This is a genomic window from Devosia salina (genome assembly GCF_019504385.1).
GTDB lineage: Bacteria > Pseudomonadota > Alphaproteobacteria > Rhizobiales > Devosiaceae > Devosia > Devosia salina.
The window spans coordinates 3,263,395-3,274,970 of record NZ_CP080590.1 but is presented as its reverse complement, the minus strand read 5'-3'; the positions used below and the strand labels follow the sequence as shown (position 1 = coordinate 3,274,970).

13 protein-coding genes are annotated in these 11,576 nt (G+C 64.1%); 9 read left to right on the top strand and 4 right to left on the bottom strand.

Going from position 1 to position 11,576, the window contains the following annotated elements; all coding sequences use genetic code 11:
• The first annotated feature begins 173 nt into the window (after nt 1–173).
• The 9 genes from tolQ (at nt 174) to K1X15_RS15990 (ending at nt 8,219) form a co-directional block, all read left to right on the top strand.
• Nucleotides 174–884 (top strand): protein TolQ, encoded by a 711-nt coding sequence (gene tolQ / locus K1X15_RS16030; RefSeq protein WP_420828344.1) that lies wholly within the window; start codon nt 174–176, stop codon nt 882–884.
• A 1-nt stretch (nt 885) separates the two neighbouring features.
• Nucleotides 886–1,323 carry a protein TolR gene (tolR, locus tag K1X15_RS16025; RefSeq protein WP_220304600.1) on the top strand — a complete coding sequence of 146 codons (438 nt, stop codon included), beginning with the start codon at nt 886–888 and terminating at the stop codon, nt 1,321–1,323.
• A 9-nt stretch (nt 1,324–1,332) separates the two neighbouring features.
• Complete coding sequence (locus tag K1X15_RS16020; protein WP_220304599.1) at nt 1,333–2,481, top strand: hypothetical protein; 1,149 nt, start codon at nt 1,333–1,335, stop codon at nt 2,479–2,481.
• Nucleotides 2,482–2,548: 67 nt separating this feature from the next.
• Nucleotides 2,549–3,859: a Tol-Pal system beta propeller repeat protein TolB gene (tolB, locus tag K1X15_RS16015; protein WP_220304598.1), complete on the top strand. Its 1,311-nt coding sequence runs from the start codon at nt 2,549–2,551 to the stop codon at nt 3,857–3,859.
• 322 nt (nt 3,860–4,181) lie between these two features.
• Nucleotides 4,182–4,748 carry a fasciclin domain-containing protein gene (locus K1X15_RS16010; RefSeq protein ID WP_220304597.1) on the top strand — a complete coding sequence of 189 codons (567 nt, stop codon included), beginning with the start codon at nt 4,182–4,184 and terminating at the stop codon, nt 4,746–4,748.
• Between the two features lie 274 nt (nt 4,749–5,022).
• Nucleotides 5,023–5,511, top strand: a complete 489-nt coding sequence (gene msrB, locus K1X15_RS16005) for a peptide-methionine (R)-S-oxide reductase MsrB (RefSeq protein ID WP_220304596.1) — start codon at nt 5,023–5,025, stop codon at nt 5,509–5,511.
• 60 nt (nt 5,512–5,571) lie between these two features.
• Nucleotides 5,572–5,769 carry a hypothetical protein gene (locus K1X15_RS16000; protein WP_220307658.1) on the top strand — a complete coding sequence of 66 codons (198 nt, stop codon included), beginning with the start codon at nt 5,572–5,574 and terminating at the stop codon, nt 5,767–5,769.
• Nucleotides 5,770–5,838: 69 nt separating this feature from the next.
• The gene (locus K1X15_RS15995) at nt 5,839–6,549 is read left to right on the top strand and encodes a type 1 glutamine amidotransferase (RefSeq protein WP_220304595.1); all 711 of its coding nucleotides are present in this window, start codon (nt 5,839–5,841) and stop codon (nt 6,547–6,549) included.
• Nucleotides 6,550–6,725: 176 nt separating this feature from the next.
• Nucleotides 6,726–8,219: a methyl-accepting chemotaxis protein gene (locus K1X15_RS15990; protein ID WP_220304594.1), complete on the top strand. Its 1,494-nt coding sequence runs from the start codon at nt 6,726–6,728 to the stop codon at nt 8,217–8,219.
• A 75-nt stretch (nt 8,220–8,294) separates the two neighbouring features.
• Here K1X15_RS15990 and yihA read toward each other — a convergent pair whose 3' ends face one another.
• The 4 genes from yihA to rpmH form a co-directional block, all read right to left on the bottom strand.
• Nucleotides 8,295–8,939, bottom strand: coding sequence for a ribosome biogenesis GTP-binding protein YihA/YsxC (gene yihA / locus K1X15_RS15985; protein ID WP_220304593.1), 645 nt, complete (start codon nt 8,937–8,939; stop codon nt 8,295–8,297).
• Between the two features lie 69 nt (nt 8,940–9,008).
• Nucleotides 9,009–10,853, bottom strand: coding sequence for a membrane protein insertase YidC (gene yidC, locus K1X15_RS15980; protein WP_220304592.1), 1,845 nt, complete (start codon nt 10,851–10,853; stop codon nt 9,009–9,011).
• On the bottom strand, nt 10,850–11,257 hold the full coding sequence (gene rnpA, locus K1X15_RS15975; RefSeq protein WP_220304591.1) for a ribonuclease P protein component: 408 nt from the start codon (nt 11,255–11,257) through the stop codon (nt 10,850–10,852). The genes yidC and rnpA overlap by 4 nt, the downstream gene beginning before the upstream one ends.
• Before the next feature lie 14 nt (nt 11,258–11,271).
• Nucleotides 11,272–11,406 carry a 50S ribosomal protein L34 gene (rpmH, locus tag K1X15_RS15970; protein WP_035077916.1) on the bottom strand — a complete coding sequence of 45 codons (135 nt, stop codon included), beginning with the start codon at nt 11,404–11,406 and terminating at the stop codon, nt 11,272–11,274.
• Nucleotides 11,407–11,576: the final 170 nt, after the last annotated feature.

Here is an 11,576-nt window from a genome sequence, read left to right as displayed (position 1 = left end):
GGAGTCGGTTTGTTAACCCTTTGGTGACCATAAGGGACACATAGGCAGATTTGCGCCGCGCCGGACCCGACCAGCGCCCGGAATTGCGGGCATTTCTCTTAATTTTGACAGATTTCGTCCCCATCGCAGCAGCCATGGGGCCACAAGCACGGGCCGGCCAAAGGAAACGTTTCATGGAAGCCATGGATGCAGTGGGAGCGGTCGCTCCCCATGCGGACCTCTCCATCTGGGGCCTGTTCTGGGCCGCCGACTTCGTCGTCAAAACCGTGATGCTGGGGCTGCTGGGCGCCTCCATCTGGTGCTGGGCCATCATCATCGACAAGACCATCACCTATCGCCGCACCCAATCGGAGATGAACCGGTTCGAACGCACCTTCTGGTCGGGACAATCGCTAGAGGAACTCTACCAGCAGCAGGCGGAAAAGCCCTCGGGCGGGCTGGGCTCGGTGTTTGTGGCGGCGATGAAAGAGTGGAAACGCAGCCACGAGCAGAACGCGGCCAGCTTTGTGGGCATGCAGCAGCGTCTCGACAAGGTGCTGGATGTCGCGATTGCGCGGGAAAGCGAATATCTCGAAAAGCGCCTGAGCTTTCTCGCCACGGTCGGGTCCGCGGGACCCTTCATCGGTCTGTTCGGCACCGTGTGGGGGATCATGAACGCCTTCACCAATATCGCCGCCTCGTCCGACACCAATCTGGCGGTAGTGGCCGGCCCGATCGCCGAGGCGTTGTTTGCCACCGCCATTGGCCTGGTGGCGGCCATTCCTGCCGTTATTGCCTATAACAAGCTCTCCTCGGATGCCGGCAAGATGATCGGTCGTCTTGAGGGCTTTGCCGACGAGTTCTCGACCATCCTGTCCCGCCAGCTCGAAGCACGGGGCCGCTAGCATGGGCATGGGCGCAGCAAAGGGCGGCGGAGGCGGCGGGCGTCGCCGGCGCCGCAAGAGCCGGGCGATCATGAGCGAGATCAACGTGACGCCAATGGTCGACGTCATGCTGGTGCTGCTCATCATCTTCATGGTGGCTGCGCCGATGATGACCTCGGGCGTGCCGGTGGACCTGCCGCGCACTGCCGCCAATCAGCTGCCCAGCCAGACGCGGCCGATCACGGTGTCAGTGTCGCCGGATGGCGCGATTTTCGTCGATGAGGCTCCGGTGACCGAAACGGACCTGGTGACCACGATGGGCACGCTGGCCAGCACCGAAGACCGCATCTATCTGCGCGGCGACACGACTGCCAATTACGGCACGGTGATGCGGGTCATGGGCCTGCTGTCGGCGGCCGGCTATACCAAGATCGGGCTCGTCACCGAGCGCGAGAGGTAGGCCGAGGGCATGCGCACCGGCCTCGTCGTATCGATATCTGCCCATGTGCTGCTGCTGGTGCTTGGCCTGATCAATCTAGGATTGACCGAGCCCCTGCAGCCGAACGTGCAGTCTATTGCGGTCGACCTGGTGCCAATCGAGGAATTCTCCAATATCCGCCTCGGGCAACTCGACAGCGAGGTCGTTGAGACCGAGACTCCGTCCGCCGTGGAATCGGACCAGCCCGCAGAACTGGCCCAGCCGACCGGCAATACCGAACAGGACCAGGTGACGCCTTCGCCGGCAGACACGCCCACGCCGGCGCCGGTGACCGAGCAGGCGCCGGCACCCGAGGCTGAACCCACGCCGGAACCGGAGCCTGTGCCCGAGCCTGAACCCACCCCCGAGCCGGAACCGGCACCGGCCCCCGAACCTGAGCCGGCGCCCGTGGTGCTGCCCCAGGAGCGGCCGCAGGACCTGGCACCAGCGCCGGAACCGGAGCCGGCACCCGAGCCGGAGCCGACGCCGGAACCTGAACCCGAGCCGACACCGGAGCCAGAGCCGACTCCCGAGCCCGCACCCACGCCCGAGTCGACGCCAGAGCGGGAACCCGAGCCGACGCCTCAGACGGTCAATGTTGCGATGCCGACCTCGCGGCCAAGCGATCTTGCGCAAATTCGCGAGCAAGCGCTGGCCGCCGAACGCAAGCGCAAGGAAGAGGAGGAGCGTCAGCGCCAGGCCGCCGCCGCGGAGCAGGCTGCGCCGCCGACGCAGATCAGCTCGGAAACCGCCGACGAAATCTCGTCGATCATCAACAACGCGCCGACCACCGGAGCAACGACCGGGCAGGGCGGGTCGCCGACGCTGGGCGACACCAGCGGCACCTCGGCGCGGTTGAGCCAGACGGCAATCGATGGTCTGGTGGCCAAGATCAAGACCTGCTGGAACCTGCTGCCGTCGGACTACAATAGTGGCCTCAACGTCACCCTTTCGGTGAGCATGAGCCCGGATGGCAGCGTCAATGGTACGCCGCAGGTGGTTGCCGCCGATGCCTCGAGCGCGGGGCAGGCGATTGCGCGGGCGGCGCAGCGGGCGGTGATGCAGTGCGGCCCCTACACGATGCTTTCGGCTGATGCCTATGACGAATGGCGCCAGATCGAAGTGGAACTCAGACCCTGACCTTGAATTTGCCTTTGTGCTGGCCAAACTGCGGCCGAAACGGCAAGACCGGAGAGATTTAGGACCGATGACAGTTTTCAACCGACGCACAGCGCTCAAGCTTGGCCTGGCCGGCGGCGCCCTGCTGGCCACCGCGCCCATGACCTTCGCGCAGCTGCGCATCGTGGTGGAAGGCGCCAATTTCCAGCCGCTGCCGATCGCCATTCCCGACTTTGCCTCCTCCGATCCGGCCTTCGGACGCGAGATCGCCGATATCGTGCGCAACAATCTCCGGCGCTCCGGCCTGTTCCTGCCGCTTGATCCGGCCTCGCTGCCGGTTCAGGTTGGCGACGTCAACGCCACGCCCGATTTCAATGTGTGGCGCACCGCCAATGTGGACGGCGTGGTGATGGGGGCGGTCGAGCGCGGCGGGCAGATTTCGGCTTCGGTGCGCGTGTGGGACACGCAGCAGGCTGCCCAGGTGGTCGGCAACAGCTACAATACCGACCCCAATTCGGCGCGCCGCATCGGGCACCTGGTGTCCGACGCCATCTATTCCCAGCTTACGGGCGGCTCAGGCTATTTCGACACGCGGGTGCTCTATGTGGCCGAGAGCGGCCCCAAGGCCAATCGCGTGCGGCGGCTGGCCATCATGGACCAGGACGGCGCCAATGTGAGCTATCTCACCGACGGGCAGACCATGGCGCTGACGCCGCGCTTCTCGCCCAATGGCGACCTCGTCACCTATATGAACTTCTCGGAGGGCAATCCGCAGGTCTTCCTGCTGCAACTCTCCACCGGACGCCAGCAGCGCCTGGCCAATGTCGGGGCGATGACCTTTGCGCCGCGCTTTTCGCCCGATGGCGGCACTGTGGCCTTCTCGGTCGAGCAGGGGGGCAGCACCAATATCTACACAATTTCCACCGGTGGCGGGCAGGCCCTGCAACTGACTTCAGGTGCGGCGATCGACACGTCGCCATCCTATTCGCCCGATGGCAGCCGTATCGTGTTCGAAAGTGACCGCGGCGGCTCCCCGCAGATCTACATGATGGGCGCCGGTGGGGGGAATGCGCAGCGCATCAGCTTTGGCGAGGGCAGCTACTCGACACCGGTCTGGTCGCCCAAGGGAGACCTGATCGCGTTTACCCGCCAGTCCGGGGGGCAGTTCCATATCGGCATCATGAACCCGGACGGCTCGGGAGAACGCCTGCTCTATTCCGGCTATCACGCAGAGGGACCGACCTGGGCGCCCAATAGCCGCGTCATCATGTTCTTCCAGGATCCGGGCGGCAATGACGGCCCGCGCCTGATGAGCGTGGACATATGGGGCCGTGCGGCCCAGACGGTGCCGACCGAGACCTATGCCTCTGATCCGGCCTGGTCGGGGCTGCGCGGATAGCTCCCCCGCCCATTGCATGACGAGGGTCTCCGGGTGACCATCCGGAGACCCTTTTTGTTGGGGCATTCGGGAACCGCGGCGGGGGAAAGGGCTTGGTACGAGCGGACGGCCGGACTGGATCACCGAAGTTTTTGGTTCGAAGAATTGCCCGGCGCACACCTCGATCATCCATTAACATATTGATTTTGCTAGTTTAAAAAACTTCCCGAGGCATTGAAACTCGTCGTGGCGCGCACCCGAAACTGAAATCGGAGGCCCCCCGTATCTTCCTGCGTCCCCTCGAAAGAATGGGGCCAGAATTCACACAGGAAGGAACTCCCAGATGACTCTCTCGCTTCGTGCCCTCTCCGTTGCCACCATTCTCACCCTTGGTTCGGTTTCCGGCGCTGCCGTGATGGCGCAGGACAATCCCATGGTTGGTGGCGCTGCCATGTATGCCGACAAGAACATCGTCGAGAACGCCGTGAACTCGGCTGACCATACCACGCTGGTTGCTGCCGTTCAGGCCGCCGGCCTGGTCGAGACGCTGTCGGGCGAAGGTCCGTTCACCGTCCTGGCTCCGGTCAATGCCGCGTTCGACGCCCTGCCCGAGGGCACTGTCGAAACGCTACTTAAGCCGGAAAACAAGGAAATGCTGACCAAGGTGCTGACCTGTCACGTGATCCCGGCCAAGGCGCTGTCGACCGATATCGTTTCGATGGTCGAGGCGGATGGCGGCGAACACAAGGTGCAGACTGTCGGCGGCTGTGAGCTGACGCTGAAGGCCGATGGCGGCATGGTGACCGTGACCGATGAAAACGGCACTGTTGCCAATGTCACCATTGCGGACGTGATGCAGTCCAATGGCGTGATCCACGTCATCGACGCGGTCCTCACCCCCAAGATGTAACCAAAGCCTGCGCCGCAGCGAATGGCGCAGGTGACGAGGCTTCGCACGTTCCCAGTCCCTCTTGCGGAGCCTCACCTCGACGTGACCAGCGATACGCTCCCCGGCCTGTTATGGTCACGTCCCGGAACCCCCCGCGCTTTTCTGGAGCGCCGGGCGTTCCTGGTCTTTTCGCCGCCGCACCTCCGGGAATCCAGTATTCCCGGGCGTGCCCATCGTCTGGCGCTGCCCGGTCCCCGTCCTCCGGCCGGGCGGCGCCGATCCAAGGAGATGCAAGATGCGCTTTTCCCGTCGTAAGGTCCTGATTTCCGGCTCGCTTTTGAGCCTTGGCGCCGCGCTCGGCTTCGGTCGGGCATCTTCAGCCGCCGAGGGCAGCTTTCCGTTCGAATTGACCGATGAGGAGTGGAAGGCGCGATTGTCCCCGGCGGCCTATCAAGTGCTGCGGCACGAGGATACCGAGCGCCCGTTCACCTCGCCACTCAATGACGAAAAGCATGCCGGCGTCTTTCATTGCGCCGGTTGCGACCAGGCCTTGTTCTCCTCCGACAAGAAATTCGATAGCGGCACCGGCTGGCCCAGCTTCTGGGACTTCATCCCGGGCGCCATTGGCACGAGCGAGGACAATTCGCTCTGGATGACCCGGGTCGAAGTCCATTGCAGCAATTGCGGAGGACACCAGGGCCACGTCTTCGAAGATGGTCCGCCGCCGACGGGATTGCGCTATTGCATCAACGGGGTGGCATTGCGGTTCGAGCCGGCTGCTTGACGGTTCGCGGGGAACGATCCGGGCGCTGGGTCATTGGCCTTTTCTGAAAGGAGAACAGCCATGACCCCTTCCAACGCATCCCAGACCGAGGCCAGCAATATCAGGGCCCGCATCGACAAGGCCAATGCCAAACTCGGCAAGGTCAGTGCCGGTGGCCATCTGGGCGGTACGCATTTCGGACAGGTCGGCGGTGACGCCAAGACCAAGTATCGGGGCAGTGGCGGCGGCAAGACCCGACGCAATGACGGTCGCAACTAACCCACCGCGCGAGTTGCAGGACCGGGTCGGAGGAGCTATCTGAGGGACAGGCATAATTACTCTGTTCCCATGAAACTCACCATCGTCCAGACCGGGGCCGTTCCCGCGCCCCTGCAACCGCACTTCATCGAATACCGGTTGATGTTCCGCGAAATGTTCGCCTCCACCGGGGCCGATTTTGACTATCAGGACATCAATGTCGAGGCCGGGGACAGCCTGCCTGATCCGGCCGGCCTTGAAGGCATCGTGCTCACCGGGTCGCCGGCGGGGGTCTATGAGGACCATGCATGGTTGCCACCGCTGCGGGACTTCATTCGTGGCGCTTATGCCGCCGGAACGCCCATGGTGGGGATATGCTTCGGCCACCAGATCATGGCTGACGCGCTTGGCGGCGATGTGCGCAAGTCTGAGCGTGGATGGGGCATGGGGCGCCACCAATATGCTGTGCAGCAGCGGCCCGCCTTCATGGCGGACGCACCCGAAACACTCATGGTTGCCTGTTCGCACCAGGACCAGGTCATCACGCCGCCTCCCGGGGCCGCGGTGATCCTGGGCTCGCCGTTCGCGCCCAATGCAGGGTTGCTCTACAGTACGGGGCGGGCTCTGAGTTTCCAGCCGCATCCGGAGTTCGAGGACGACTACGCGCGCGCGCTGGTGGAACTGCGGCGAGGGCGGGCGCCAGACGACGTGATCGAGCGGGCGCTGGCCTCGTTCGCCACGCCCTCCGATAGTGCCCTGGTCCGTGGCTATATCACCCGGTTCTTCGAAGGTGCGCGCTAGCGGAATTTGGCAAGCGAATGGTGGCAGGGCTCCGGCCGCGACGGAAGCGTTGAGAGATCACGCCAGGCGCGACGAAATCGCGCGGTTTTTGCGTGCCTGGAGCGCGCGGCGCTAAGGCGGAATTAACCATGAATGATGGAGGTTTGGCGCAATCAACACTTTGCGTCAGGCATGCCATGGGCCGCTTCAGCAGTCTCTCCATCACTCAGAAACTTGTCTCCGCTTTTGTCGGCTTCGGGGCATTGGTCGTCGGCTTCGGCGGCATTGCCCTGGCGCAATTGCTGGCGCTGGGCAACACCAGCATCGTCGCGCTGCTGGTGGCAGCGGGCGCTGCCGCGGCCGCTGGCTGCCTTTCGGTGTTCCTGCTGTTCCGCACCGTTGTGTCCAAGCGGCTGGCGCGGCTGGTGGAGATCACCGGCGCCCTGACGTCTGGCCGCACCGACGTGGTCATTCCCGCGCAGCGATCGCAGGACGAGCTGACGGTGATGTTCGATGCCTTCGGACGGTTCCGCGATGCTCTGATTCAACAGACAGCGCTGGAGGAAAGCGAGCGCCAGCGCGGCGTCGAGGATGGCCAGCGCCGCCGCGCCTCGGACCGGTTGACCGACGATCTGCGGGCCACGCTGCAGGCCGTGATGCAGGGCAGGCTGAGCGAGCGGGTCGATTCCGATTACGAGCAGGGCGAACTGCGCCAGCTGGCCGATGAGGTCAATGCGCTGCTCGCGGCGCTTGATAGCGGGCTGACGGCGACGGGACACGTGCTTTCCGGGCTCGCCCGCGCCGACCTGACCCAACGGGTCACGGGGAGCTTTACCGGCGCCTTTGCGGAATTGCGCGACAATACCAATGCGGTTGCCGATCGCATGGCGCGCGTCATGGGTGAGCTGCAGGAAACCTCCCGCCGGCTCAAGACCGCCACGGGAGAAATCCTGGCTGGCTCGAACGATCTTTCGGAACGGACCAGCCGGCAGGCCGCGATGGTGGAACAGACATCGGCCACGGTTGAGCAGCTGTCGAGCACGGTCGGTGCCAATGCGCGGCGCGCCGAAGAGGCCAACAAGGCCGTGGGCTCGGCCTCGCGCATCGCCGTGGAAAGCGGTGCGGCCATGGAGGCGGCCAGCGCGGCCATGGAAAAGATTTCTGCCTCCTCGGCCAAGATTTCCAACATCATCGGGCTGATCGACGACATCGCCTTCCAGACCAATCTCCTGGCCTTGAATGCCTCGGTGGAGGCGGCGCGTGCCGGGGAGGCGGGCAAGGGCTTTGCCGTGGTCGCCGTGGAAGTCCGCCGGCTGGCGCAGAGCGCCGCAGAAGCGTCCTCGGACATCAAGCAGTTGATCGACATCTCGGTGGGCGAGGTGCATGCCGGCACGCAGGTGGTGCTGCGGATCGGAGAGCGGATCAGCGCCCTCAACAGCTCGGTGACCGCCAGCGCGTCGCTGATCGGCGAGATCACCGCAGCCAGTCGCGAGCAGGCTGTGTCCATCGACGAGGTCAGCGTCGCGGTGCGGCAGATGGACGAAATCACCCAGCACAATGCGGCGCTGGTGGAACAGACCAATGCGGCCATCGAGCAGACCGAGGCGCAGGCCAGCGAACTCGACCGGATCGTTGCCGTGTTCACCACCGAAAAGAGCGAGCAGGGCCGCACGCGGCGCCAGGCAGCGTAGGGGCGCCAGGCCTGAATGCACGAAGGGCGCCTTTCGAGGCGCCCTTTTTGTCTGATCGGACAAGTGGCCGGGCCTTCAGCCCTCGAGCAGCAGTGCTATCTCGCTGCGCAGATGGCCCAGGCCATCGCCCTTTTCGCTCGAGGTCAGGATGACATCGGGATGGGCGGCAGGGCGCTTGGCGATCGTGGCATAGGTGCTGGCGATATTGGCCTCCAGCTCCTTGGCGGAAGGCTTGTCGATCTTGGTCATCACCACCTGGTAGCTGACGGCGGCGCGGTCGAGCTCGTTCATCACGCTGAGGTCATTGTCCTTGGGGCCATGGCGGCTATCGACCAGCACATAGACGCGCCGCAGCGTGGCGCGGCCGGTGAGGTATTGGTGGATCAGCTGGGTCCAGGCCTTCACCTTGGGTTCGGGCGCCTTGGCATAGCCATAGCCGGGCATGTCCACGATGCGCAGGTTTTCGCTCTGGCTCTCGAAGATGTTGAGCTCCTGGGTGCGGCCCGGCGTATTGGAGGTGCGCGCCAGTCCCGAGGTGCCGCACAGGGCATTGATGAGGCTGGATTTGCCCACATTGGAGCGGCCGGCAAAGGCGATTTCCACCCGATCCATGGGCGGCAGGTCTGCCAGGCGCACGCAGCCCTTCACGAAGGCAAAGGGACGGGCGAACAGCAGGCGCCCGCGTTCAATGACATGGGGGGAATAGTCGGGCTGGCTCATGCTCGGTGGTTCCACAAAGGAGAAGCCCGCCGGGTGAGCGGCGGGCCCCATGAAGACGATTCAGGCGGTTCAGCTCTTGCCCTGTTCCGCCGATTTGGGCTTGCGGCGGAAGGTGTCCATGATGTTGCCGAACAGATTCACCTCGGCGCCGTGGCGCTTCATGATGAACCATTGCTGGGCGACCGACAGGGTGTTGTTCCAGGCCCAGTAGATGACAAGGCCCGCCGGGAAGGTGCCCAGCATGAATGTGAAGATCACCGGCATCCAGTTGAAGATGGCGGCCTGGGTGGGATCGGGCGGCGGCGGGTTGAGGCGCATCTGCACCCACATGGTGATGCCCATGACCACGGGCCAGACGCCCAGGTGCAGGAAGCTGCCCACGACCGGCAGTACGGTCGGATCCCAGGGGATCAGGCCGAACAGGGTGAAGATATTGGTCGGATCGGGCGCCGCCAGGTCCTGGATCCAGCCGAAGAAGGGGGCGTGGCGCATTTCCAGGCTGATGAAGATAACGGTGTAGAGCGAGAAGAACACCGGAATCTGGACCAGGATGGGCCAGCAACCGGAGAGCGGGTTGATCTTCTCTTTCTTGTAGAGCTCCATCATCGCCTGCTGCTGGGCAGCGCGATCATCCTTGAGGCGTTCCTGAATGGCCTTCATTTCCGGCTGCACGCGGCGCATCGCGGCCATGGAGGCGTAGGAGCGGTTGGCAAGCGGGAAGAACAGGGCCTTGACGATGACGGTCACGCCAAGCACGGCCAGGCCGAAATTGCCCAGGATGCCATAGAGGGTCACCAGCAGCCAATGCATGGGCTTGGTCAGGAAGTGGAACCAGCCCCAGTCGATCAGCAGTTCGATACGATCGAAACCATAGGTCTCCTGGTAGCGGGCGATGACCTTGTCTTCCTTGGCGCCTGCGAAAACATAGGCTTCGTGGCTGACCGAGGCACCGGCCGGCACCATGACCGGCTGAGTCTCGACATAGCTGGTCTGAAAGACATTGGTGCCGGTGGGCGCCGAATAGGCGAAACGGGCATTGATGTCGGTGTTGGGCTTGGGCAGAACGGCGGTCGCCCAGTATTTGTCGGCAATGCCGAGCCAGCCGGTGGTCGAGGAGAAATCGACCTGCTTCTCGTTCTGCAAGTCGGCATATTTGCGGGCAACATAATTGTTCGAGCCCAGGACGCCAATCGGGCCTTCATGCTGGATGAAGAAGTTCTGCACCTTGGGCGTGCCATGGCGGACGACGCGCGAATAGGGGAAGAGCGCAACGTCGCCCGTGCCGGTGTTCTCGACCGTCTGGGTGACGGTGAACAGGTAGAAATCATCGACGGCGAATGTGCGATGGAACACCAGGCCCTCGCCATTGTCATAGCGCAGTGTGACCGGCGTCTCGGGAGTGAGCGTGGTGTTGTCACCTTCCACGGTCCAGACGGTCTGGCTGCCCGGCAGGGTGATATCCGAGCCGGCTGCGGCAGCCCAGCCCTGCTCGACAAAGTAGGCGTCGACGAGGCCTGCGGGCTTGAGCAGCGCGATGATCGGCGAATCAGGGTCTGCCGTCTCGCGGTACTGCTTGAGCTGCAGGTCGTCGATACGGGCGCCGGTCAGGTTGATCGAGCCATCGAGGTCGGCTGTGGAAATGGCCACCCGGTCGCTGGCCGCCAGGGCACTGTCGCGGTCGGCAAAGACCTGCGGCGCGTCGCCAGTGGCTGCGGCAGCCGGTGTGGCCGTGGAGCCGTCGGCATTGGTCTGCGGGACGGCGAGCTGCTCGGTCTCGGCCTGCTGGCTGGCGGTGATCTCGGCCTGGCGCTGAGCCCGCTCGAGTTGCGGGCCGGCAATGAAGAACTGCCAGCCGAACAGCACAATCATGCTGAGCACGACGGCGAGGATCACATTGCGATTGTCAGAATTCATGGTCTCGGTTTCCGTTGGCCGCGGCCGGGGGTATTTCGATTGTCGCCTGACTTGGTGTCATGCACACGTGCGATCAGGCCGCCCAGATCGGCGACCATTTTGGCAAAGGGCTGGCTGAGGGCCTCGCGCCGTGCGAGCAGGACATAGTCATGTCCGGGCAGAAAGTCACGCGCGCAAGCTGCCGCAGCGGCACGCAGGCGGCGCTTCATGCGGTTTCGCTCGGGGGAATTGCCGACCTTTTTGGTGACGGTAAACCCGACACCCGGCTCGACCTCGGCGCTGGGGGCGGCCTGCAGCCCAAACGCAGAGCGCCCGGCGCGACTGCCCCGGGCGGCTCTCAAAAACTGCGAGCGCCGCTTGAGGCGGCGCAATGTCGCTTTCGGCAAAGACTGTTCGGCCGTCATCCGGCCAGCAATCCTTAGGCCGACAGCTTCTTGCGGCCATCCCGGCGGCGGCGATTGAGAATCGCGCGGCCGTCCTTGGTCGCCATACGGGCACGGAAACCGTGACGACGGGCACGCACGAGCTTGGAGGGCTGGTATGTACGCTTCATGACATCAGACCGCGCTGCTGCACGGTTCCTCTTGTTTGGTGCTGCTAGAAAGCAGATTGGCGATGGCGGGCAGACGCGCCGCCTTCCGGTTGGTGGCGTCTATAGGGAAAAGACTCCCCCAAGTCAACGCGCCTCAACACCTGGAACACGGCTGCGGGCCCTGTTGTCAA

Bases quoted from the DNA above. Each gene is read 5' to 3' on its own strand.
- K1X15_RS15995 (WP_220304595.1), top strand. From the start codon at position 5,839: ATGAAACTCACCATCGTCCAGACCGGGGCCGTTCCCGCGCCCCTGCAA.
- K1X15_RS16000 (WP_220307658.1), top strand. From the start codon at position 5,572: ATGACCCCTTCCAACGCATCCCAGACCGAGGCCAGCAATATCAGGGCC.
- tolQ (WP_420828344.1), top strand. From the start codon at position 174: ATGGAAGCCATGGATGCAGTGGGAGCGGTCGCTCCCCATGCGGACCTC.
- yidC (WP_220304592.1), bottom strand. From the start codon at position 10,853: ATGAATTCTGACAATCGCAATGTGATCCTCGCCGTCGTGCTCAGCATG.
- yihA (WP_220304593.1), bottom strand. From the start codon at position 8,939: ATGAGCCAGCCCGACTATTCCCCCCATGTCATTGAACGCGGGCGCCTG.
- rnpA (WP_220304591.1), bottom strand. From the start codon at position 11,257: ATGACGGCCGAACAGTCTTTGCCGAAAGCGACATTGCGCCGCCTCAAG.
- K1X15_RS16010 (WP_220304597.1), top strand. From the start codon at position 4,182: ATGACTCTCTCGCTTCGTGCCCTCTCCGTTGCCACCATTCTCACCCTT.
- K1X15_RS16020 (WP_220304599.1), top strand. From the start codon at position 1,333: ATGCGCACCGGCCTCGTCGTATCGATATCTGCCCATGTGCTGCTGCTG.
- tolR (WP_220304600.1), top strand. From the start codon at position 886: ATGGGCATGGGCGCAGCAAAGGGCGGCGGAGGCGGCGGGCGTCGCCGG.
- K1X15_RS15990 (WP_220304594.1), top strand. From the start codon at position 6,726: ATGGGCCGCTTCAGCAGTCTCTCCATCACTCAGAAACTTGTCTCCGCT.
- tolB (WP_220304598.1), top strand. From the start codon at position 2,549: ATGACAGTTTTCAACCGACGCACAGCGCTCAAGCTTGGCCTGGCCGGC.
- msrB (WP_220304596.1), top strand. From the start codon at position 5,023: ATGCGCTTTTCCCGTCGTAAGGTCCTGATTTCCGGCTCGCTTTTGAGC.
- rpmH (WP_035077916.1), bottom strand. From the start codon at position 11,406: ATGAAGCGTACATACCAGCCCTCCAAGCTCGTGCGTGCCCGTCGTCAC.